The following is a 25,081-nucleotide window of genomic DNA, read 5'->3' as shown; positions in this document are numbered from 1 at the left end:
AAAAACTTAGTTGAACACAAATATAACTAAAAAATTAGTTTAAACTAATTTTTTAGTTATAAAGTTTTGTAACTTTCATTTAATATCTTCGTCTTATAAATAAAATTCTATGGATATACTATTGACCATACTTGGCTTCCTGTTCATGTTGCTTGGCATTTTAGGCAGTTTTTTACCTATACTTCCTGGTCCTCCTTTAAGTTGGATTGGTTTGTTGCTACTGTATTTAACCCATGCAGTACCCAACAATTGGCTATTTTTAGGCATCACCTTAGCTGTAGCACTTATAGTATTTGCCTTGGATTATATTATTCCTGCTTTGGGAACAAAAAAATTTGGAGGCAGTAAATATGGGGTTTTAGGGACTACCATTGGTTTATTGGTTGCTATTATTTTTCCTGTTTTGGGAGTTTTTGGTATCATTATCTGGCCTTTTGTAGGGGCTTTTATTGGTGAATTGTTAAACAGAACAGACTCCAAAACAGCTGTTAAGGCTGCCTTTGGTTCTTTTTTAGGCTTTTTAACAGGCACCTTTATAAAATTTTTGGTAGCAGTAATTTACTTAGGTTTTTTTATTATGAAAGCTTGGGAATATAAAGGCAGTATCTTTAGTTTTTAAAAAGAAGAAACCTCATGACTCTTATAAAAATATAAAAAGTCACGAGGTTAGTGTAAATGCTATTATCAACGAAATACTTCTGAGGGATTAATTAATATGCTGTTGATACTTCAAATATAAAGCGAACATTTAAGTTACAGTTACGGTAAAACCACAAATTAATTACGGAAAAACCGTAATATCCAATAAGAGCCTTATGTTAGAGCCTGTTTAGCAAACAGATTTTTTATGAATTTTAACAATTATTGATCCTTTTTTAAATAAACCCTTTGTTTCTTGCTTCAAATAATAAGGTTTCATCACTTCCATCTTCAATCTCAAAAACTTCCTTTAAATACTTTTTTCGTTTTTCAATGGCACTCATGGACAAATCTATATGATCTGATAAACTTTTTGTCTTCACACCCTGAGATAAGAGGTAAATAATTTTTCTGTTAATCTCATCTAGAACAATATCTGTGGAGATGGTCTTTCTAATAATTTTATTTACAGTTCCACTGTAAAAAGGAGGGTTGCTCAATACAGCCTGAAAAGCACTTGCCAATTCCTTGGACGTTAAGTCACTTTTAATTAAAAAGCCTTCTGGGTCTATGGTTTTTACAATGTTGTGAATCCTGTAGGCTTCATTAAACATAGTTAAAATAACTATTTTGGCTTTAGGCATGATGGTTCTGGCATATTTGGCCAGGTCTTCACCAGAAGTGTATTTTCCATCGCTTGAAGGAGGCAAGCTAATATCCATGAACAAAATATCGTATGGATTGTTTAATGACACTGCTTTTTCCATGAATTTTATAGACTCGTCGCAACTATTGGCTATGTCAATTATTAAATCTTGATTTTCTTTTTTGGTGGCAATTAATGTGTTTTGATATCCTTCAATAATCATAGGATGATCGTCTGTCATTAAAATGCGAATGGTTTGTTGCATAAGGCTTTTTAGATTTTAGATTGGGGTTTTTATACGTATTTCCGTTCCAGAATCCATGGTTGATTTTATATCCAGTTCTCCTTGAATTTCTTTTACCCTGGAGTTAATGTTTTTCAATCCAATGCCTTTCCTGGCTTTATTAACATCGAAACCCGAACCATTATCTGAAATGGACAAGCAAATTACATTATTTTTTTGTTTAAAGCTAATGTGAACTTCTGTTGCATTGGCATGTTTGTAGATATTTTGAAGCGATTCCTGAATGATCCTGTAATAATGGATTTTTGTTTTGTTATTGATGCTGTCCCAATCAATGTTGTCGTCGTTTCTTAACACATATTTCAGTTTATACGCTTTTGTTTGTTTTTCCAATAGAGATTTAATAATGCTTATATAATTTGAGCCAGATACAAAATCTGAATTCAATTCGTGCGACACCTTGCGTATGTCCTGTTCAATTTCTTTTAAATCTTCCAAATATTTTTCCCTGGTTTCTATTGCTTCTGGTTGCGTACTCATGTTTAGGCTATCCAGACTTAACCTTATCCCGAAAAGCCTGCCTAAAATACCATCATGTATTTCTTCTGAAATTCTCTTTTTTTCGGCTACCCTTGCTTCATCTATTTTATCTTGTTGAGATAACATTAGGTTGTATATTTCCTCGTTGGTTTCTTGTTGCTGTTGATTGAATCTCAGTTCCTTGTTTTTTGTTCTTTGTGTTACGATAATATACAACAACAATAAAGTAAAAATCAACCCAATGGATAAAAACAGCAACCAAAGCCTTTCTTTTGCAATTTGCTTGCTTCTTTCCACAATAAGGTCTGTTTCAAATTCAATTCTGGCAAATTTGTTTCTAATGGCACGCTCTTTATTTTGAAGGCTATCGCTTAATTTTACATATTCGGTTAAATAGGATTTGGCCTTGTCTGGTTCTTCAATATCCGATTTTAAAATAAGCGACCTTAAAATAACATCGTTGGTGTTGGTTTCCCTGGCAAGATGGTAAGCCCTATTTGCAAAGAAAAGCGCTGAATCCTTTTGGTTTATATCCTTATAAAATTCTGAAGCATTTAAACTAATGGACATCAGGCTGTAAATATCCTGTAAGCTATCGCTTATCTTATAGGCTTCGGTAAACATGCTGGTAATCTCGTCTGTTTTAAAATTCTTAGACAAGTGTTTCACATAGGCATAATCGCCTAAAATTATGGCGTAGTTGTAAGGCTCTTGGAGCAAGATCTCCTTGTTTTTAAAAAGATTTTTATAAATATCCAATGCTTTTTCATACTGTTTTTGTTCTTTATGAATTAAAGCAATGTTGCTGTAAGAGTATAAAGTGTATAAATAATTGTCTTCTATTTGATCACTGAAGGATAAAGCCTTATGATGGTATTCTATGGCTTTATCGAATTGTCCCAATTCGTCGGAAATAATTGCCAGTAAATTATTGATGGACCACAAAGTGTCCAAGTTATTTTCAGTTTTTGGAAGATTGCGTATTAACCGAAGGGCTGTAATGGCGTTTTCTTCGGCTCCCAAATAATCTTTTTCCTCAAATTGTATGTTGGCCAAGCTAAATAAAACTTCCCCTTCATTTCTGTCCCTTTGAAGTTTGCTGAACAGTTTGGATGCTTTATAATAGTAGTAATAGGCACTATCGTTCTTTGACAATGATTTATAAGCCCAACCTAAATTGTTATTGGCAAAAGCAATTAACAGAGAGTCCTTTAGGCTTTCGGCCAATTGAATGTTTTGAAGGTTTGTGGTTATAAGGGTTTCATAGTCTCCTTTTAAAATGTAAATATTGTTTAAAACAACTTTGCTTTTTAAAATGGTAGAGTCTTGATTGGTTTTTTTGGATAGTTGTATGGCTTTGTTGGCAAACTGAAACCTTTGGGTAGGGTCTAGATCTGAATTGTTTGCTTGGCTCCTATAATAGTATATACTGTCCAATGTTTGAATACTCTTGCTATTTTGCGCATGGGCAAACATTATAGGAAACAAGAGGGCTACAATTAAACAATATGATTTCAACCTTTTGGTTTTTTAAACGATTCTTTCAAATTTATAATAATTTTTAATAAAATATGAAATATTAAACCTAAGGTTGAAACAAAAAACAGAGAGCCTTTGATTAAAGGCTCTCTGTTGAAATGTCATCTTATTGGTTTGAAGGCACTTTGTCTTTTTTAATGTGCTTTCCAATCTTGAAGTTGTATTCAAAATTATCCACACTTGTAAATGTTTGTTTTTTAGATGGTTCGGTTACTACAGTATCTTTAAGGTTTACACCAGATACTGTTACACAAAATAATGCTACTAATAGTGTAATAGTTAGGGATTTCATATATTCTCAATTTTAAGTTATACAATTAAATTCATGTTTAACAAGTTCAGCGCTTTACCAAACTTAAATTGAGGGAATAAATGGATAATTAATTTTTTAAAATATGCGCATACAAATAGGACTAACATATTTTAACAACATGAGGGAAACAGACAAATAACTGTCTAAAATGGAATAATTAACCTTATTAAGCTGAATAAATCGATTTAGGGACTTAAGAAGGACTACAAACATAATGCTTATTAAGTCAAAACTATTAAATATCCGATTAAACGATTGTTTTTGTCGACAAAATACACATAACGAGGTTTATTCTTACAAAATTATGTTAATAAGTTTTTGAAAAATAACTTTTAAAACAACCAAAATGTTTTTTAAGTCACCTACTTATATTTAAAAATGTTGCTACCTTGTAAACTCAAAAGCAACCATATGAAATCACTTTACAACCGTTTTTTGAGTTTTATTAATACCATTCAAGGTAAAATAGCTTTCTATCCTACGTTATTTGGTATTGTAGGTTTTGGTTTTGCCATGCTCATGTTGTATTTGGAGAAGATTGGCATTTCGGCTTTTGTTATAGAACATGTGCCACAGTTGGTCATTAACAATGCAGATACCGCCAAAACGCTTTTAAGTTTTTTAACAGGTGGCATTATTTCCATTATGGTGTTTAGCTTCTCTATGGTAATGGTGTTGCTAAACCAAGCCTCCAGCAATTTTTCGCCTCGCGTATTGCCTGGCCTAATTTCCAATAGAAACCATCAGTTTGTTATAGGCATTTATTTAGCCACCATACTATACAACACATTTACATTGGTTGGTATCAATCCTCAAGAGAACAACAAATACCAACTTCCAGGTTTTTCGGTTTTAATAGGGATTATTTTAACGGTTGTATGTTTGGCTGCCTTTTTATATTTCATTCATTCCATTTCACAAGCCATTCAAGTAAACAACATTTTGGATGGTATTTACAAAAAAGCCAAAACGCGATTGGAGTATTTATTGGAAAAAGAATCGGATGAAGCTGTTTCTTTTCCAGACACTTCAAGCTGGAACTCTTATTATAGTACACAAACAGGTTATTATCAAAATATTGCAGTAGCAAACCTGATTAGTATTTGCAAAGAAGAAAAACTTCAAATGAAAATCCTGATCATTCAAGGCATGTTCGTACTGGAAGGTGTTCCAATCATTCAAGTAAGCCAAAAGATTGACGAGGCTTTGGTAAAGAAAATACTTTCAAATTTTAATTTTGCCAAAGGTGAATTTGTGGAAGACAATTACACATTGGCTTTTAAACAAATTACCGAAATTGGCATAAAAGCCATGTCTCCGGGTATTAATGATCCTGGAACTGCCATTAGTTCCATAGATTACCTAACAGAGTTGTTTGCCTTACGTCTTAAAAAAAACGACAAAACCATTATCACTTCCAATAATAAATCGTTTATTGCCATTACAACCACTAATTTTAAAGAACTGGTCTATCAAGTTATGGTTTCTTATCGTACTTACTGTAAACACGATATCATTTGTATCCAAAAACTATTTATCATGTTTAAATACTTACTGTTGCAAAAAGCCCAATTACCGGAATACCATGATGTATTGTTAGATGAAGCCAAGTTCTTATTCGAAGATGCACAGCTAAGCATACAAAACAAAACCGACTTAAGACGGATTGAGACATTGTACCAAACCTTGTCCAACCCATAGAAATGTTAACCAATGTTTCACAAAACCTATCCATTACAAACAAAAACATACCTGTCTTTCGACAGGCATGCCTTCAAATTTTTCACATATTTTAACCAAAGTTATAGCAAACAAAAAAGTTATTTAATACTTAAGTTTAACGAGAAAACAGTAATACTTGTGGTTCCTGAACCCACTAATCGTTGACCCCAAATTTCAATATAATCGTTTGGTGCCAATTCCACTGTTCCTGAAATGGCGTTGCTTGAGATGTCAGACGTATTATTAACCCTCATTAAGGTATTGGTTTCTATTAAGGTTGTACTTCCATTCTTTCGAATAAAAAAGGCATAATAATCTCCTAGTCCAGAATTCCCTCTAATGGATAAGGCTGCATCCACTTGGAATGTTCTTGTTTTTTTTCCTACATAGGTAATACGGTTGTCTTGAGTGGAATTGGTTCTCAATAAATTTACTGCAGTTGTGGTGTTGGAATTGGAGTTACCTGTTAAATTAAAAACATTATTGTTTGCAACGGTTTGGACAAATCCTGTGGTAATGGTTCCATCGTAATAAATATTAGCAGATGCAACTTCATCTGATTCCAATTTTATCCCTGGGCAATTTACGGTCCAAGAGTTGGTAAAATTATAATTAGGATAAGAACCTGTAGTATATTTTTTTACATATTCTGTGCTTGTTCCACTGAAACTCACACCTGTCAATACAGCTTTTGTAACAGTTGGGTTACTGCTTACATCTATCCCTTTAGCAGAACCATTAACAACCATAAAACCTCCTTGCTTTTCAATAAAATCAAAAGTTCCAGTATATGTTTCGTAGGTTCCTAAATTTGTAGAGAACCAACCTGTATTGCTTATAAGCAAATTTCCAATATTAGTATACGTCACCCCAGTTGTGTTACCAATATACTGCACAACGCTAAGAAACACCATGCCATATCCACTAATGGTCCCAACAGAGGAGGCATTGGCAATAACCAAATCCCTTATAATTAAGTTCTGTGCTGCACTTCCTGTTAAATTAAAAATGGTACCACCAGCTAAGGTTAAGTTTTTGATAGAACCTCCTTGGTTTCCAACAAATAAATTTCCACTGGCTCTTACCAACTTGTCTTCGTTTGTATCCAAGCCCATTACATAAGCATTATTGATGTCTATAGGATAAGCCAAGTTTATGGTTCCGTTGATTTCATAAAGTGTGTTGGAATTAAGCAGGTATTTGCTGCCACCACCAGCTGTTAATTCAGCACTCAAATCGGCAGCAGATTTTATTAACTTATAGTTATCCCTTACTTTAGAATCTAATTTGGTCCAAGTAGCAGATTTATAAAAATAAAAAGCATTTTCAGTCGTATCATACACCAACAAGCCATTGGCAGGGTTTGAGATGGCTGTTCTTTCTGCAGAAGTCATCCTTGGAGTCAACAAACCTTTGGTTGTAGACTCAACGTCCAACATGGCAGAAGCATTAGGTGTTAAAGTTCCTATGCCAACCTGTGAATATATATTTGCACTCAATAAAAAAAAGGCCATGCATTTTATTGCGAATAAGGGTAAATTTTTTGTTTTCATAATTAGTATTTTAAGATTTTAGTAGATTTTTTTGAGCTTTTTGAATTTATAACAACCAAATAAACACCTTGGCTGTTTGTAAAAGGAATTAAAATTTTATTTTGATTTTTTAAGTTTTCTGAAACAGATAAAATATGCTGTCCAAGCATGTTGTATACGTCTACACTATCGACTTCCAGGGAACTTGGCTTAGAAACTACTATATGGTTTTCGCCATTGTAATAAACCAACGTTTGTTCCAATTCTGGGTTGGATGTTGTTAAGGTCTCAGCCGGCTGGAAAACTATAGAGAACCTGTCCAAATAGTCTCCTGCTGGTAAATTAATTTCGAAATTAGACGCAGTTAAATCATGGGTTGTGTTCAATAGATTGTCCTTTAGATAAACGGTTTCTGTAAAATTTTCAACAGCATCCAACATTAGTTGATGGGTTCCTGCTTCAGAAATGACCAGTCCTATGGGAAATTCCATGAATTCCGAAAAACCATTAACACCTTGAATGGCATACTGTTTGTTGGGATTGTTGTCAATAATAAAAAACACATCGTCTTCCCTAGTCATTAACTGAATGGCATCGTATCCAGGATTATAGCTTAAATCTGCCGAAGAATTTGGCATAAAGCCCAACAATAACTGTCTATGAAAACCTTCAGGATCTTCATAACCTATTCTAAGATACTTATTGCCAGTATCTAAAGTATTAACAAGTCTGTTGGATTCTGTTTTAAAATAACGCTGTGAATTATTAAAAACAACATTTCCAGAACCTATGGCTAGCACAAAAAACCCTTTGGCAATTGGCACATATTGTGAAGGTGCAGTCACTGTTCCCGAGGTACCAATTCCTGAAATAAGTGGTGAAGCAATGGAAGGAGGTGTTCCTCCAGTAAGGTTTCTTATGGCATATCCTCCTAAATAATCTGAAAGCACATGAGACGTCGATCCTCCATCCACCCAAAAATAAAGGGACTCTACCACAGAAATGTTATCGTTCAGGAATTTTTCAGCATCTAATGCAGATGGATAAGGGTTTCCCAATAAAATACTTTCTCCAGTGGTTATTGCAAACTGATAATCGCCATTATTTGGCAGTCCATAATACACATAATTTTGCTTGGAAGTTAAAGCATTGGGACCTTTCATGGTGTAACCTTCCCCTGGAAGCAAGGTACTTGAACCATTTAAAGCAATCCATTCTGCATAAGAGCCAGAACCTCTAGAATATTTATAAAGCCATCTGGTATTAATGGTTAAGGCTGTTGTAACATTGCCTCCTCCATCCAATACAGATGGTAACCCATTGTAAGGCGAGCCAGAATTGAACAATATTTGTGTAGGATTAAAAGCATTGATTACGGCATCTGAGCCATCAAACTTTCCTCCAGAAAGAGAAAACATGCCTCCATTAGTTACTGGTGATGACCAATAATCATATTGAAAAGGAGACACAGTTCCTTGTTGGTCTACAAGCAATTTTCCAGAAACAGCCGTATTGTTGTCTGTTCCAGCATGCTCCTGTATAAGCTGGGCTTCTCCTACAAGCCTTAAATCGCCACTTTTAAAATGCACAGTATTTGCCACTTGCAATGCAAAATTATTTGCCACAGAAACCCCTTTCTTATCAGCAGCAGTGACATCAATTTCTAAATTGTAAAAATTGGCATTGTCGCTGGTTCCTGACAAGGTTAACAGATTGTTGGTGGCACTCTTAAAATAAGTGGTCCCAGAGGATGCAGATGTGGTTCCATTGTTTACAAAATTACTGTTTAGGTAAAAATTGCCATCACAAACATGATTGCCCGAAGTATCGTTTGTGTACTCATCCTGAACAAACACGTTTGTGTTTGTTGTAATTTTAATTATGCCATTGTTAATTATTTGTGCATTTGCCAGAGAGCAGATACCCAAAACAAAAACAGGCAATAGTTTAGGTTTTAAGTTCATTTTTTAAGATTTGGTTAATAATTGGTTTTTAGGTCTAGATTATTTTTTTGAATTTTTCATATTCCACATTATTTACAGATTTGTTAAACACATTTTCAAGTTTAGGGACTGTTAAGGGTTTGGTAATATATCCAGAACAATGGGTTTCCATTCGAGCTCTATAAATATCGTCTGGGCAAAGCGAAGAGGATAACATATAGATATCTATTTTACTTTTATCAATGAGGTTTAACCTGTTAAATTCTTTAAAAAAGTTAAACCCATTCATTTCTGGCATATTGATATCCAACAAAACAACATCTGGAACCGTTAAAGGTTTTATATTGATATTGAGTTCCAAAAGTTTAAAAAAACTTATTGCAGAAATGGCATTGTTAAATGTCTTTATACCTATTTCAGGATTGTATTTTTCAATAATTCTTTGATTGACAAATAAGTCTATTTTGTTGTCATCAATCAGCATCACATTTTTAATCATTATTTAATTCTCCTTCTTTTAAATTTGGTAAAATCACTTCAAACGAAGTGCCTTTGTTTATTTTACTGGTTACAGTAACATGCCCATTAAAATCGTCCACTATTCGTTTCACAATATATAATCCCAATCCAGCACCATTGGAGTTGACACTATTTGCCTTAAAATAAAGATCGAAGACTTTATCTATAAATTCATTACTAATTCCCAGACCATTATCTGCAACTATTACGCTCACATGTTTTTCTGAAACCTTTACCTTAATTTTTGTGATTGGTGTGTGGTTGTTGGTTTTTGATTTAGAGAAACAAATAGCGTTATGTATTAAGTTTTGAAAAACAGAATCCATGAGCTCTTGATTAAAGTAAAAATCTGTTTTTTGCTCTACTTGAACCTGGAATTTTATAGCATCAAAATTTTTAATCCCTTTAAAAGTTTCCAGGGTCGTGTTAATTTTGGATTTAAAATCTATAACCGTAATGCTTCTTCTTTTTTCTGAAATTATTGAAGCAAAAGCCAAATCATCCAGGAGCAAACGCCCTTTTTCCAAGGTTTCATCAAGCATGTTTATTAGAAGGGACACCCTTTTGCTTTGCTTCTCTTCTTTTAACAAAAGAAGTAAGCCTTCAGCAGAAGTAAGTGGCGCTTTTAACTCATGTGCAGAACGATATAAAAACAGTTCTAAATCTTTAGTGGTCTTTTTTAATTTTTCTTCCAGTTTTTTTCGTTTGGAAATATCCAACATAAAAGCACAGTAAAATTTTTCTTTGCCATTTCGCCAATGGCTCATGGCAAATTCTACTGGAAATTCTTCACCATTCTTTCTTTGGCCCAACATTTCTATGGTGTCGTCATACGTGTTATTGTCCAATTTGTTTTTGGCTTTCAGCAATTCTTTAACACCAACATCCACTTGTTTTTTAGACATTAAGATGGTTAATGGTTCTCCTATGATTTCTGAACTGGAGTAGCCAAAAGCCAACTCAGCTCCTTTATTCCATTCAATGATGTTTCCTACACTATTGGCAACAACCAATATTCCAACATTTATAGATTGAAATATGTTACTGTATTTGGTTTCAATAGCTTTAAGCTTATTATTGGCATTGATAATGTTTCTATGTTTTTTAGATTTTAAGGTGGCGTAGATAACCTCGTTATCTATATTAAACACAGGTTTGATCTTGGAGACATATAAGGTTTGGTTTCCTTTGGGAGACAATCCTACCGACTGATATTTACATTTTTTACCTTTATCAAACACCTTGTCAACCTGCTCTTTTATATATCCATGGTTGGCAGGATGAATAAAGTCATAGATATTGGATCCCACTATACTATTGTAGGTATTGTTTAAAATGTTTTCTGAGGTGTTGATTATTTTTCCATATCTATTTATGTACAGTACTTCCTTGGTGAAATTTTCTATTAGCTTCTTTTCTTTACAGTATATAGTATTGTTGTGAGTTTCCTTGCAATAATAATTAGTGATATCATTGCTTATGGTTACATACCTTACAATGTGTCCGTTTTCATTTTTAATGGGACTAATGGTTGTATCCAACCAATGATTTTTATTGCCATTCCCTTTATAGAACAAGATGCCTCTCCACTTTTCGCCAGCCAAGATCGCTCTCCAAACTTGACAAAAGAGTTCTTTGGTTTGCAAAAGGGATTTAAGCAATTCCTGAGCCTGCCCTACACTTTGATTGATTGGTTTATTTAACAATTTTAAAAAATTATCATTGGAATAAACAATGTTCCCTTGAGTGTCTGAAATGGAGACGATAAAATGGTTTTCAAAAGAATTCAATAGCATATTGTCCTGCATGTTCTAAGCCTTTAATTTTTTTGAGCTAAAAATTTATTTTTATATTCAATACAATATGCCAAAGCAGATTCAAAATCGTTAAATATCTTAACATGGGAGTCCTTGGTGTAAATCCTAACATAAGAACTGATAAGGAGTTTGCTATTTAACGTGTCTGCCACAAAAGCCTGTAACATCACATGATGTTTTAAGATGGGACTATTGGCAAACATTTTTGCAGCAGTGGGAGAAAAATTTCCTATAAAATTACGGATATCAATTAGTAAAGGCATGGATTTACCTTGACAGATTTTTTTTATGATAAGCAAGTAAGCTTTTGCTGCTTCTTCAGAAAGGTAGCAGTCAACCTGACTGAACTTACAAAACAGAATGTCGTTTTCAATCCAAAATTTTACTTTTTCAGATTGATCTAAAATAGGTGTATTCATATAAAGGCATCATTTGGGGATTTAATGCGAAAACACATCGCCAATATGTGTGCCAAACACTTCAAAAAAGACTAAATTGTCTTTTATTTAATTGTAAGTAATTGAAATATAGGTGGTTGCAAATAATAAAAAATAATGGTCGAAAAAAAATCGGTCACGGCATACCGATAAAAATATTCGACGAAAAGAAATTACACGGAATACCGTGTTTTTATTTAGGTCTTTCTATACCCAATTTTTTTATCCGGTCCCTTAAGGTGCTGGGTTTCATTTCCAGTAATTTTGCAGCTCCTTCTGGGCCGTCAATTTTGTAGTTACATTTTTTAAGAACTTTCTTGATATGGTTTCTTTGTACATCGTCCAAAGACAAAATGGTAGATGAGATTAAAGACTCTTTGGATGAGGATTTAAAATTGGGAATCACCAGTTTTTCATCATTGGATAAAATAACGGCTCGCTCCACCAGGTTTTCCAATTCCCTTATGTTACCTGGCCAATTGTAGGATTGTAAATTGCGTTTGGTCTCTTCAGAAATGTATTTGACGTTTTTATTGTATTGTTTACTGAATTTATTGACAAAATGTTCAATTAATATTGGTATATCCTCAACACGTTCTCTTAATGGCGGAATGGTAATGGGAAAAACATTCAGCCTAAAATATAAATCTTCACGAAAATTTTTTTCTTTAACTTCTTTTTCAAGGTTTCTGTTGGTTGCTGCAATAATTCTTATATCAACTTTCTCGGTTTTAGTACTTCCTATTTGTTCCACTTCCGATTCTTGAATGGCTCTTAGTAACTTAGGTTGCATGTCCCATGGCAATTCGCCTATTTCATCTAAAAACAAAGTCCCTCCATCTGCCAATTGAAATTTTCCCAGTTTATCATTAATAGCACCAGTAAAAGATCCTTTTTTATGACCAAACAGCTCACTTTCTATAAGTTCCTTGGGAATTGCAGCACAGTTTACCTTAATCAATGGTTTGCTTTTTCTAGGGCTAATATTATGTACAGCTCTGGCCAACAACTCCTTACCTGTACCAGACTCTCCCAATAACAAAACGGTAGCATTTGTGGCTGCCACATGCTCTACCTCTGTAAGCACTTGACTAAAAGACTTGCTTCCATAAACCATTTCTTCATAATTAAACACCAAATCAATTTCTTTACGTAAATAGATGTTTTGCTGTTCCAGTTCTTTTTTTAATTTACTTAATTCTGAATTTAAGGATACCAGTTTTTCATTGGATTTGATAAGCTCTATTTCGGCTGTTTTTCTTTTGTCACTTTCCACAGCCAATGATATGATACTGGCTATGGATGTTGCAAATTCCTCGTCTTCAATTGTCCATTCATCTGTAGATTCCAAACGCTCAAAACACAACACACCATAAGGGGAATAATGTCCTTGTATTAAAACATCCAGAGTGGATTTAATCCCATAAGGCTTAAAATAAGCATCTGTAAAATTCTTTGTTCTTTTATCTTCCAAAACATCATCAACCTTCATAATTTTGTTCTTAAAAAGCGAATTAAAATATTTTGGGTAATCGTGTGACTTAAGTTCAATATGATTGAAATATTTTTCATCTTTGGAATTGAAGGCACATTTACAGGAAATGTATTTTCTTTTGGAATCAAATTCCCAGATGGAAACCCGTTCCGTTTGCATGGTATTGGCAGCCAACTTGGTAATCTCTTCAAAAACATAATTTAGATCACTGCCAACCAATCCAGCCAGCTTTAAAATGGCATCTTTTTTCTCTATGGATTTTTTGGATATGCTTTTTAATTCCTTTTGATATTTTATCCTATCTGTAATATCGTTTATAACTTCAAGCAAAAACGCTTTACCATTAATAACAATTTTTTCATAGTTTAATATAACCCGTTTCTTTTCTGAAGATTTTAAAAAGACAATTCCATTATCTAAATTATGGGTGTGATTTTCTTTGGATTTTAAGTTCTCGACAAAACTTGTATCGAAGTAGTTGTGAATATTTAAATTTTCTGGTGTTTGGCCAACAACCTCCCTTTTATTGAAACCAATGAAATTTTCCCAAGCGTTGTTAACATCTATATATTGAAATGTATCCAAGCTAAATAGGGCTTTAGGAATGGGGCTGTTAACAAAAAACCATTTGAAACATAACTCGTTGTCCACAAATTCCTCAACTTCTTTAGGTAGAGGCAATAATTTAAAGACACATAAAAAATATGCTTCTTTGTTTTCTTGACTCTCCATCAAGGAAACTGTACTCATTAACTTTCGCTCTTGGCCATTTTGTTTTAAAAAATTAACATACCCATGCCAATGGTGAGTTTCTTTAATTGTGGTCCACCAATCTTTACTTTGATGCTTATTGACTGATGTAGGTTTAAGTAAGGTTATGTTTTTGTTAAACAAATCTTTTTCTTGATATCCCAATAGGGAACACAACGGGTCGCTTATATAAACAAATTTACCCTTTAGGTTTAGTAAACACATTAAGGTGTTTTCGTTTAATATTTGGGTAAACTCACTTGAGTTTAATCCACTCAATATTTCATTATTTTGTTTGCTCATACCATATTAAACCTACATTTTTTTGGATTTGAGGACAACTTTTTTATGCAGGTCTATCAATAAATTTACGGAATTTAATGGAGTTAAAAAAAAGATTGACTGAAACTTAAGAATGGAATTAATTATTATTGTAGAAATTAAATGACTGATTATTAATTTAAAAACAATCTTTAGTCATGGTGTTTTTTATAAAGCAAAAATGGTCTTAAAACAAAAAAGCATCCCAATTTTCAAACTCTTTAGCCAAGGCCATCAAGTACTGAAGAAAGGAAAGCTTTCCATTGGATAAAGCTGAAAAAATCAACTTTACTACCATTGACAGACTACTACACCTGTCAAAACAACACAACTAATTTTTATCGCTAAAAAAAGCTCCAACTTCTTGGAGCTTGAGCAATATTTGCGGTCTGGACGGTTTAATTTAAACTTATTAAACTACCAGTATAATAAAACCTGTATATCCTACGTCAGGATATAACACCTTATTTTCACCTCCTATAAAGACAAATAATTTTATTTTTCAAAATTATCAACCTCTTGTAACTTAATGATGCAAGTAAATAATACATTATCCTCATTCCACTTACCAATAAACATTGAATTGACAGAGTTATCATAAAACTCTAGATTTACAGTAGCTGCAGATTTAGCTTCATCAATATATTTCATTGAACCTGAGAATAAAAATCCATTTTCCGTTTTCAACCTAATGAGTCCACTTGAAAAATCATTTGTTTTTGAATGTTCTATTCGGAATGTGTTCTCACTATATATTGCTCTTGTAATATCAGCGGATAAGCTTGAGCCATCAATTTCAATCTCATAATATCCAGAAATCCAGAAAATTTTTCCAATATATTTTTTCATAATATCAGTTTGCATTAACCTGTATCACGACCATACAAATGCTCTTGAAATCCTATAAAGGTATTTCTGATAGACGGTATATCTCCTAGTTTTGCTTTTGCATCTGTAATTGCTTGATATTTTAATATTAATAAATCGCCTAGTTTATCTTCATCTAATTCTTCTACTCCAACTTTTACGTATTGTTCTAACACAAAGTTTAAGAACTCTTGTTGTGCATGGTTATAGTCGTTAAAATGAACTTTTGCTTTTTCTGCTCTGTTTAATCTAGGAACTAAAGAGGAACTATAAGCTATATAAGATAACACATCAAATAGGTCGCTGTCTTCTCCATGAACAAGCTTACGTAAATCATCTAATTGTGCTGTTGTGTAACCTAGTTCTGAAAGCTCCTCTAATAGTTTTTTTCGTGTACTTGGAATACTCCATATTTTACGTAAATCGTCTTCACTATTGAATAATTGTGGGATATCTCCAAACAGGCTTTTAATAAACTGCTCTGCTGAAATAGGTTTACCATCTGGACTCCAAAAAGAGGTTTTAATCATAGAGTCAATTTCTAATTCCTTTTGTTTGGATAATTTAATTTTAAGCATGGATTTAGGTGCCGTTTCACACACACAAGGATCATTCTCACACACATAACAAAGTGGTTCTGGTTCTTTAACACAAACGCATGGTTTTTGTCCACATACCTTGCATATACGAGGACTTCCTCCTCCAGGTGGATCAACAGGGTCTAGTGGTTCTCCATCCCATTCAGGGTCTTTAAAATGCTCATGAGCATTAACAAAATCGTATATAGTAAAATAGTCTTTACCATCAAATAAGCGAGTACCACGACCTACAATTTGCTTAAACTCAATCATAGAATTCACAGGACGCATTAAGACTATATTTCTTATTTCAGGAGCATCTACTCCTGTGCTTAATTTTTGTGAAGTTGTTAGTATGGTAGGTATGCTTTTTTCATTGTCTTGAAAATCTCTTAAATGCATTTCACCAATTTTACCATCGTCTGCTGTGACTCTGTGACAATAGTTAGGGTTTTTACTTGTAGCATATTGATTGATTAAATCTCTGACTGCTGCTGCATGAATTTGGGTTGCACAGAATACTAGTGTTTTTTGATTCTGATTGATACTTTCCATAAACAATTTGACACGATACTCTTCTCTTGCTTTTATTTCAATAATACGGTTGAAATCTACTTCTGTATATTCACGTTCTTCATCTATTTCTCCTGATTCAACCTCATCATCTTCTGTATAGGTGTAATCATCTAAGGTCGTGCTAATTTCTTTGACTTTGAAAGGTGTTAGAAATCCATCATTAATTCCTGCTTTAAGAGAATAGATATACACTGGATCACCAAAGTAAGCATAAGTATCACCATTAATATCACGTTTTGGCGTGGCAGTTAAACCTAATTGTACTGCTGGACTAAAATAATCCATAATAGCTCGCCATGAACTCTCGTCTTTATTACCACCTCTATGACATTCGTCTATAATAATGAAATCAAAAAAGTCCTTTGGATACTCTCCAAAATAGGGTGAATCGTCTGGACCAGACATAAAGGTTTGAAAGATGGTAAAAAAGATATTTCCGTTTTTAGGAACCTGTTTTTTCTTTTTTATTTCTGAAGGTGCTATACGTACAAGTGCATCTTCTTCAAAAGCATTAAAAGAATTAAAGGCTTGATCTGCCAAAATGTTTCTATCTGCTAAAAACAGAATTCTTGGACTTCTACTGCCATCACGACGTAGGTTCCATTTGGCATGAAACAGCTTCCAAGCTATTTGAAATGCAATGGCTGTTTTACCTGTTCCAGTTGCAAGGGTTAATAGAATTCTATCTTTCTTTTCTGCTATGGCATTTAATACATTTGTAATGGCATTTTCCTGATAGTATCTAGGTTGCCAAGTCCCAGATCTATCTTCAAAAGGAATGGCAAATAAACGTTCTTTCCAATTTGCTATTTCTACTTTATAATCTTCTTTAGGAGCTGGGAAGGTCATCTCCCATAATTCTTGAGGTGTCGGATATTTGCTGACATCGCCTTCTGTGGCTTCTTGCATATCTACACCATAAATTTTCAAACCATTGGTAGCATAGGTATAGCGTATATTTAAACGCTCTGCATAGTCTTTAGCTTGACCCAAACCATCTGTATAATATAAGTCACGTTTTTTAGCTTCTATAACGCCAATACGTCTGTTTTGATACTCTAACACATAATCTGCAAACAAGGCTTTATTACGTCTTCCTTGACCTATTAAACGTCCTTTAGTAATGGGAAACTCTAAACGGATACGACTGCCTTCAATAACTCCCCAACCTGCCTCACGTAAAGCTGGTTCTATTAAGTCGTGTTTGGTTTGTGCTTCGTTCAATTATTACGGATTTTTATAATTTAAATATACAAATGTCTTTTTATATATTCTTTTCTTTAACTGACAATTGGATCTAACAATTCAATTCTGTTTAATATTGGTAAAATATTAAACCTTTCTACAATAATGTATCTTTTTAGACTAACATAGGAATTCAATAAATCTCTATTGTTCTCCGTTTTATCAAATTTTGATTTCAAGTTAATTGAAATTGGATTATTATATTCATCTTTTTCTATATCAAATGGCACAAAAGGATATATATCAAAATATCTGTAATTATGATAAGCAACCGCCAAATTTACTATTGCATATATGAATAATGGTTGGTCTTGGTCATCAACATTTTGAAATATACTTTCTATTTCAAAAATAAGTTGCTGTACATCAAAAACTTTCTCTTTTATTTTAGAAAAAATCTCTCTTTTATTAATCTTTAAAAAAATTAATAACAAGAATAAATCTGGAAATAAATGATCATTTGGGTTTACAGTTTTTAAAGCAACTCTAGAAGCAGAAAATAGTTTCTCAATTCTTCTTAAATTAATTTCTTTTCCTTTTATAATAGCAGACGCAAAATTTTTAAAATTTGATGCTTCATGTTTCAAATGAGACTGTCTGCTACTTAAAAAGAATTCATTAAATGAGAAGTAATCATAAAAATAATCCACCAATTGCCTTTTATTTGGCTCTGGAATAACATATTCCAAATCAATAAATCTCCTTAAGTATTCATCAGCGTCAATATTTTCACTTCCATAAACACCCCTTACTGCATATCCTAATTGAATTTTATCAATAGATAAAACAAACACAATTCCTGGCACAGAAAACAGGTGTTTTATTTGTTCTAATACCTCTACTGCATAATTTGGTCTGCATCTGTCAAGTTCATCTATCATAAAGACAATAGGTTTTCCATTACCTGCTTCATTTACAAATGATTCTAAACTATCTTTAAAATCTTGTATACTCTTTTTACGTGAGGAATATTTTTTAGTTGCCTCTTTTAATTGGTCTTCAGTATATTCTCCAATAGTTTCAATTAAGTCTTCAACCGCTTCATCTCCAACTAACCTTTTTGCCAAATGTTTTCCAATAGATGGTAGCAGTGAACTTGTTAAAGGGACGACCTTTTTAAGGACGTCTTTAAATTTTTGTTCAGGCTTATTTTTAAGCTCTCCTAATTCTGAAATTAATGCAATTAAAACATCATTTTCAAAATCGTTCTCCCAGGCATTATAGTAGAGTGTCTGGAAACCATTATTAATCATATCCTGACGCCACATTTTCACAAACGTCGTTTTTCCTTCTCCCCATGGATTGTTTATTGCAAGTACAAAACCATCTGCATAACTTTCTACTATATTTGTTAAAATATCTGCATATTTCTTTCTATCCAGTTTACAATTAATAAACGGATTAGAACCATCTTCAGGAATTACTATGTCGTTGTTCTTTAACTTCATTAAGAGTGATTTATATTAATTTTTGAGCTCCAATCATTTAACATGTATTCAAACTTTTTCTCTCCTTTTGGCACTCTTGCTGCCATACTAGGTGATTTTAACTCAACTACAGTGCTTTCAATTTTTCCTACTTCACTTCTCCATTCTTTTAGTTTAGAGCCAGTACCCCATGTAGTATAAACTTTAACACCTTTGTTTTTAGCTATTACAGTATTAATTGATTCTGTATTATAAAACCTATCTAAACAAGTATTAATTATTTTAGAATCTTTATAGCCTTTTCCTTGTACATTGATTAATTTATTTTCAGGCACATCAAGTTCTTTAATCATGTCCATACAACCAATTCCGTATTTTTTTAATTCATTGAAAAAGGTTTCTTTATTATATAAATTAAATTCTCCACCAAATATTTCACGTAATAACGGCCAAAACTGATTTCTTTCACGACCATAATAATACTCAACTTCCTCTCCTCCTTTAGGATTAAAAGTCCCAATAAATAGATATTTAAGTGACCAAGTAGGGACATAAAACTCCTTATCAGCTAATTGATGTTTGACTGCTATCACACCTCAACCATTTTATTAGTTAACTCTCCTGCAAAGGCTTTTTGTAAGATGGATTTTTTGAGTTCTTCTAAATCTTCAAGCTTCCTATTATAGTTTGATTCTATTTGAAAAGTTTGTTTTCTTAATTCTTTCATTTTTGGAATAATATCCTTTTGCTCTTCTATACTTGGAAAAGATATTTTTATTTTTCTTAAATCATCATTATATAATCTTGAAATTGTAGCACCTTTAGATGGATTGAAATCACAAACACCATAAAACTGATATAAATATTCATTCGTTACTAATTCTTCATTATTATCAATCCAAACAATGTTAGAGTCTTGAAAATATGCAGGTAATCCATCATACACAACTCTTCTACCTATTGTGCCAGAAGCAGACAAAAGAATATCACCTTTTTTAGGAAAGGAATATTTAGACCTATATTCTTCATAAGTTTCCTTTCTTATGAAAGCATTTGGAGTTTTACCAAATGTGCCAATTTTATAAAAGGGTATATCTCCAATCGGTGTGGTTTGTTTTTTGAGTATCCTTTTGCACATAGATACTTTACCTAATTCCCCCAAACTCTTCTCCTCCCATCCCTCACCTTTTTGGCTAAAGATATCATTGAGTTTAGATTGAAACAGCTCTTTAGCATTCTCTATATTCCTTTCAATATTGGCTTTGGCTTGGTCTATGGCTTTAAAGGTTTGATCTAAAATGGCGACTATTTGTTGTTGTTCTGGGAGTGGTGGGATTGGGATTGGGAATTTTCTTAAATACCCTAACCCAACAAAACGTTGAGTAGACCCTTTAGCATCATTCATCATTTTATCTATAACAAATGGCGATTCAAGATAATACTTCAAAAATTTACTGTTTTGAGAATCATCAACCTTGAACAATGCAACATTTTTTATTGCATAATTAGGCTCCTCTGTAATTACTGTTGGATTACCAATCGTCCCAATCATAGCAAACAAGACATCTCCAATATCAACTTTGCTTCTTTTATTAATACTAATGTAATCTTCTTCAGATATGTATTTAATCTTATCAAATGTAATTATACCATCCTTCAGGTTTTTGGAAGTAATCAAAGGATATCCTTCATCTTGATATTTTGGTGAATCATGTGTTCCATCCCTAACATCATATACTTCAGACATTATTTTTATATCCCACTTTTCACTCATATCAACTCTTTAATAGATTTAAGAATAGTATTAGTTTCACTATCCAATCGTTCCATTTCAGCCAAAATAACTTCAGGTGTTCTTAATGGTGCTTCTTCTGGTGTGTTAGGGTTTTTAACGCTTAAATCACAGGTGGTTTCGTCTATATCTGCTACTTTTAGGTTCCAAGACTTTTCTGTTTCAGGCTTGGTTTTTTGTAGGCTTACAAATTCCTCTAAATCTTTATCATTCAATGGGTTTGTTTTACCCATATTACGTCCAGGATCTAATTGATAATACCAAATGTTCTTGGTTGGTTCTCCTTTTTGAAAGAACAGCACTACCGTTTTTACTCCAGCTCCTAAGAAGGTTCCGCTAGGCATATCTAAAACCGTATGTAGATTACAGGTGTCTAATAATAGTTGACGTAAAGCCACTGAGGCATTGTCTGTATTTGATAAGAATGTGTTTTTAATAATTACTGCTGCACGACCTCCTGTTTTTAGGCTCTTAAGAAAGTGCTGCATAAAGAGAAAGGCAGTTTCTCCTGTTTTAATGTCAAAATTTTGCTGTACTTCTTTACGTTCCTTCCCTCCAAATGGGGGATTTGCCAAAATAACATGGTATCTATTTTTTTCTTGTATATCGCGTATGTTTTCCCCTAATGTATTGGTATGAATAATATTAGGAGCTTCAATACCATGGAGTATCATATTCATAATCCCAATTACGTAGGCAAGGTTCTTTTTCTCCTTACCGTAAAAAGTGTCTTCCTGTAAGGTTTTAAGGTTAGAGGTGGTTTTCTCCATACGCTCATACATGTACTCGTAGGCTTCACATAAGAAGCCACAGGAACCTGCTGCACCATCATACACCTTTTCACCCATTTGAGGATTTACTACCTGTATCATGGCTCTAATAAGTGGTCTTGGCGTGTAGTATTGTCCTCCATTACGTCCAGCATTGCCCATATTTTTAATCTTGGATTCGTATAGGTGGCTTAACTCGTGTTTATCCTTAGAACTACGGAAAGGTAATTCATCTATATATCCTAAAATTTCACGTAGTATATATCCGCTTTGAATTTTGTTTTTAAGCTCTGAGAAGATTTCACCTATTTTATATTCTATGGTCTGTGGGTTATCGGCTCTTTGTCTAAACCCAGCCATATATGGATATAGTTTACTATCTACAAACTGAATTAAATCTGGTCCTGTTAATGCTACGTGGTGATCTAGCTCACCATTGGCATCTTTAGGCATTGCCCAATTGTTCCAACGGTACTCTTCGTCTAGTATATAACTGTATTCTTTCCCTTGTAAAGCGGCTTCATCTGCCTTGTCTTTTTCTAAATCATCCAGATAGCGCAGAAACATTATCCACGAGGTTTGCCCTATATAGTCTAATTCACTATCTGCACCTGAATCTTTGTATAGTAGGTCGTCTATATTTTTAAATGTTTGTTCAAAACTCATTATGTTTATTCGTCTTTTTTATGTAGTAGTTAGTGAATTGGTGTAATTTTATGTTAGAGATTTTAAAAATACGGAAATTCAGGTTGAATTTGACAGGGAATATGGATATATTTTATACCTTTTTCCTCTTATTTAAAAGACCAACCAAAAATGAAAAAACTAGTAATTGTATTTATTCTTATTTTTTCTACTGTAGGATACTCGCAGATTATTCAAAATCTGGAGCAACGTGAAACAATTCTTGATCTTCAAAAAAAAGAAATTTACAAAGGGAAAATAGGCTTAACTGAAGCTTACCCTATAGAGAACTATTATGCTATTATTACAGAGCATAGAGATATTAGGTCACAAGTTGTAAATATCTACTTTGATTTTGGACAAGCATCTGGTCACTTTGACATTGATTATATTTTAGATGAAAACGGTAATAAGTTTCAATTATATTCTATAGTGGATGCCATGAATTATATGAGAAAATTGGGTTGGACTTATGTAGATACTTCTGAACATGTTTGGCCAAACGTTCATGTAACTAAATATCTTTTTGAAAATAAAGGGGATGCTTTAATACCATACATTAAAGATTAAATGGTCTTACTTAGACCGCAATACAACCTTGCAAATACATACATATATTGAACTTCCTATCCTACACAAGAAGATAACACCTTATTCTTATACTCCTCTTGTAGGAACAGAAGTTTAAATCTAAAAAAAAATCTATTATTTTTCCTGAATTATTGTTTTACAGAGCTCCCTTTAAAGCCCTTTATTCATAGGGTTTTACAAAAAAAATGAGGAAGTTAAACCTCCTCATAATTTTATTTATATTAGTTATTTAACTAATTTGTTTTAAGATTCATTAAGCCATTCCAAAAAGAGTGTACGCATTCTTTTACTTGGAATAAATAAATTCATCGGCTTACCTTCACGAATACATCCTCTAAAAACCCATTGAACTAATTCAGCTAAAGCCCATTGATCTTCATTTACTTTAATTTTTCCTTGTTCAAAAAACCTTTTTATATTAGGATTCAGAAATCTATTTGCTAAGTAGATCATGGATTTTTTATGAGAGTACTTGTTTGTTGCTCTTTCATTTACAGGAATAAAACCTTTAGAATACCCAGCTCCTTTTAATTTTGACTTAAAGGCTTTAAAAGTAGTAAAACAAGTTTCTTTGGAATTAGTTTTGAATTCCCTACAAAGTAGATTTTTAATCCTTGTACTAATCCTCTTTAATTCTTTAGTTGATTTATTTTTCAACCAATTTACACTAAATGCATAATTTGAATTACCTATTTTATTGTTATTACCGTTATAAACATTCAACAAAGTTTTTATTTTAGCTTTCGCCATTAATTCTTGTTTTTTTGAAGCTTTATTAACTTTGAACTTAATATTGTAAAATTTAAAATAAGCAGCTAACAAACTACCTTCAAACAAATATGTTAATACAGTAACTGATTTAAAACTTTTAAAAATTTCAGGTGGAAATACCCAAACAAGCAACTTATCATTAACATAAACTACATTTGCTGTTTCACAATATTTTTTCAATTCTGCATAATACTTACCATCGTACTCATCTCCTGTATATGTAACTTCACCAGATATTTCATCTACAATAATTAGACCTTGATCCAGTGCTATTTTTATATCTGCTGGAGCAATTGACATAACTTTAATAGGAGTTATCACCTCATCTAATATTAAATCGTAATTTCTGAAAAAACTATAATCACTTTTATGTAATTTTTGAAATAAACTATGTGTAGTTGCCAAGTTTTGGCATTTATTCACACTTCTTAGTAAGTTATCTCTTTTATAAACAGCATTATACTCTTCTTCAATTTGGTCATAATCATAACTAACCATGGGTTCTATAACGCTTGGTACGTTTTTAATTATTCTACTAACTTCTTCTAGAAACGGTGTCACGTAAATAAAATTTCCAGAATGTTTTTTCATTTTTTCTATTGCATTATGGGTTTTACCGCTACCCATTATAGCGTCAATTATTTTTATTTTTTTCATTTATCATTTTCATTCCTATAATAATTAAATATTATAGTTACTCCTGTCCTTATAGCATGCAAAAATTTATTACATACTTCACATTCTTGTTAGCATTAAAAATGCTAATACTAATTTTTTAAACCAGAATATCTGATTCACTTTTAAAATAATTTGAAATTTTTGTCTAATAATGGAGTGATTCCATTATGTTGATGACGTAGTTTTAAGTTTTGTTCTACATATTGCCATCTAATTTTTATTTAGTAACAAAAACTAAACCAACCTTACATTTTAATCTATATTTTTTTTAAATAATTAATAAGAGCCCATAAACAGGGCTCTCACTAATACAGCTGACACTTTTTCAGGGGTTTTTTGATAAAGCTGAAACCGTCTCAAAAGCTTGGTTATTCAAAATACAGCATAACAGCTATTTCATTAGAATATTAAAATGGTAGTAGTAATAAGCATCACCCTTAATAATAAACACTGTAAGCATGGTTGTAGATAATTTAACCATTTCAACGGATTGTACCGTTCCTTTAATTAAAACACCTATATCATGCCTAAGCTCAACTTCAAAAGGACATTGAAGCTCAATAATTTTATTCCTACCCTTTATTACCAGAATGCTATAAGGTGAACTATACCGTAATAATTCTGCCCATTTTTTGGGATTCATAT

The 25,081-nt window shown here is 32.6% G+C and carries 20 protein-coding genes; 3 read left to right on the top strand and 17 right to left on the bottom strand.

Going from position 1 to position 25,081, the window contains the following annotated elements; genetic code table 11:
- Positions 1–109 precede the first annotated feature (109 nt).
- Entirely contained in the window at positions 110–619 is a 510-nt protein-coding gene (locus tag AACY93_RS07170) for a DUF456 domain-containing protein (protein ID WP_286853862.1), read from the top strand.
- Positions 620–875: 256 nt separating this feature from the next.
- On the opposite strand, the gene AACY93_RS07165 is transcribed toward AACY93_RS07170, so the two are convergent.
- From AACY93_RS07165 to AACY93_RS07155, 3 genes are all read right to left on the bottom strand, one after another.
- Positions 876–1,550 carry a DNA-binding response regulator gene (locus tag AACY93_RS07165; protein WP_286853863.1) on the bottom strand — a complete coding sequence of 225 codons (675 nt, stop codon included), beginning with the start codon at positions 1,548–1,550 and terminating at the stop codon, positions 876–878.
- 15 nt (positions 1,551–1,565) lie between these two features.
- Positions 1,566–3,506, bottom strand: coding sequence for a tetratricopeptide repeat-containing sensor histidine kinase (locus AACY93_RS07160; protein WP_286853864.1), 1,941 nt, complete (start codon positions 3,504–3,506; stop codon positions 1,566–1,568).
- Between the two features lie 208 nt (positions 3,507–3,714).
- Entirely contained in the window at positions 3,715–3,900 is a 186-nt protein-coding gene (locus AACY93_RS07155) for a hypothetical protein (protein ID WP_007649035.1), read from the bottom strand.
- 432 nt (positions 3,901–4,332) lie between these two features.
- Between AACY93_RS07155 and AACY93_RS07150 the strand changes: the two genes are divergently transcribed.
- Positions 4,333–5,622: a DUF2254 domain-containing protein gene (locus AACY93_RS07150; protein ID WP_286853867.1), complete on the top strand. Its 1,290-nt coding sequence runs from the start codon at positions 4,333–4,335 to the stop codon at positions 5,620–5,622.
- A gap of 119 nt (positions 5,623–5,741) precedes the next feature.
- On the opposite strand, the gene AACY93_RS07145 is transcribed toward AACY93_RS07150, so the two are convergent.
- From AACY93_RS07145 to AACY93_RS07090, 12 genes are all read right to left on the bottom strand, one after another.
- The gene (locus AACY93_RS07145; protein WP_286853870.1) at positions 5,742–7,196 is read right to left on the bottom strand and encodes a hypothetical protein; all 1,455 of its coding nucleotides are present in this window, start codon (positions 7,194–7,196) and stop codon (positions 5,742–5,744) included.
- 2 nt (positions 7,197–7,198) lie between these two features.
- A complete protein-coding gene (locus AACY93_RS07140) occupies positions 7,199–9,139 on the bottom strand; it encodes a T9SS sorting signal type C domain-containing protein (RefSeq protein WP_286853871.1) in 1,941 nt (646 codons plus the stop codon).
- 34 nt (positions 9,140–9,173) lie between these two features.
- A complete protein-coding gene (locus AACY93_RS07135) occupies positions 9,174–9,617 on the bottom strand; it encodes a response regulator (protein WP_286853874.1) in 444 nt (147 codons plus the stop codon).
- On the bottom strand, positions 9,610–11,445 hold the full coding sequence (locus tag AACY93_RS07130) for a PAS domain-containing protein (protein WP_286853875.1): 1,836 nt from the start codon (positions 11,443–11,445) through the stop codon (positions 9,610–9,612). Before AACY93_RS07130 ends, AACY93_RS07135 begins: the two co-directional genes overlap by 8 nt.
- Positions 11,446–11,456: 11 nt before the next feature.
- Complete coding sequence (locus tag AACY93_RS07125) at positions 11,457–11,873, bottom strand: hypothetical protein (protein ID WP_286853878.1); 417 nt, start codon at positions 11,871–11,873, stop codon at positions 11,457–11,459.
- A gap of 211 nt (positions 11,874–12,084) precedes the next feature.
- Complete coding sequence (locus tag AACY93_RS07120) at positions 12,085–14,439, bottom strand: sigma 54-interacting transcriptional regulator (protein ID WP_286853880.1); 2,355 nt, start codon at positions 14,437–14,439, stop codon at positions 12,085–12,087.
- Positions 14,440–14,952: 513 nt separating this feature from the next.
- Positions 14,953–15,306 carry a hypothetical protein gene (locus tag AACY93_RS07115; RefSeq protein ID WP_286852852.1) on the bottom strand — a complete coding sequence of 118 codons (354 nt, stop codon included), beginning with the start codon at positions 15,304–15,306 and terminating at the stop codon, positions 14,953–14,955.
- A 14-nt stretch (positions 15,307–15,320) separates the two neighbouring features.
- Entirely contained in the window at positions 15,321–17,702 is a 2,382-nt protein-coding gene (locus AACY93_RS07110) for a type I restriction endonuclease subunit R (RefSeq protein WP_286827885.1), read from the bottom strand.
- A gap of 56 nt (positions 17,703–17,758) precedes the next feature.
- Entirely contained in the window at positions 17,759–19,171 is a 1,413-nt protein-coding gene (locus tag AACY93_RS07105; RefSeq protein WP_286827884.1) for a P-loop NTPase fold protein, read from the bottom strand.
- A complete protein-coding gene (locus AACY93_RS07100) occupies positions 19,171–19,743 on the bottom strand; it encodes a hypothetical protein (protein ID WP_286827883.1) in 573 nt (190 codons plus the stop codon). The genes AACY93_RS07105 and AACY93_RS07100 overlap by 1 nt, the downstream gene beginning before the upstream one ends.
- Positions 19,740–20,924 (bottom strand): restriction endonuclease subunit S, encoded by a 1,185-nt coding sequence (locus AACY93_RS07095; protein WP_286827882.1) that lies wholly within the window; start codon positions 20,922–20,924, stop codon positions 19,740–19,742. The genes AACY93_RS07100 and AACY93_RS07095 overlap by 4 nt, the downstream gene beginning before the upstream one ends.
- Positions 20,921–22,378, bottom strand: coding sequence for an N-6 DNA methylase (locus AACY93_RS07090; protein WP_286827881.1), 1,458 nt, complete (start codon positions 22,376–22,378; stop codon positions 20,921–20,923). Before AACY93_RS07090 ends, AACY93_RS07095 begins: the two co-directional genes overlap by 4 nt.
- A 150-nt stretch (positions 22,379–22,528) precedes the next feature.
- On the opposite strand from AACY93_RS07090, the gene AACY93_RS07085 reads away from it, so the two are divergent.
- Positions 22,529–22,966: a hypothetical protein gene (locus tag AACY93_RS07085; RefSeq protein ID WP_286827880.1), complete on the top strand. Its 438-nt coding sequence runs from the start codon at positions 22,529–22,531 to the stop codon at positions 22,964–22,966.
- Positions 22,967–23,230: 264 nt separating this feature from the next.
- Here AACY93_RS07085 and AACY93_RS07080 read toward each other — a convergent pair whose 3' ends face one another.
- The gene (locus AACY93_RS07080; RefSeq protein WP_286827879.1) at positions 23,231–24,415 is read right to left on the bottom strand and encodes a hypothetical protein; all 1,185 of its coding nucleotides are present in this window, start codon (positions 24,413–24,415) and stop codon (positions 23,231–23,233) included.
- A 412-nt stretch (positions 24,416–24,827) separates the two neighbouring features.
- Positions 24,828–25,079, bottom strand: a complete 252-nt coding sequence (locus tag AACY93_RS07075) for a hypothetical protein (protein WP_286827878.1) — start codon at positions 25,077–25,079, stop codon at positions 24,828–24,830.
- Between the last annotated feature and the right edge of the window lie 2 nt (positions 25,080–25,081).

The organism is uncultured Xanthomarina sp. (genome assembly GCF_963971605.1).
In the GTDB taxonomy this organism is placed as follows: Bacteria; Bacteroidota; Bacteroidia; order Flavobacteriales; family Flavobacteriaceae; genus Xanthomarina; species Xanthomarina gelatinilytica.
Note: the sequence above shows the minus strand (reverse complement) of the source record. Positions and strands in the feature narration are given on the sequence as shown.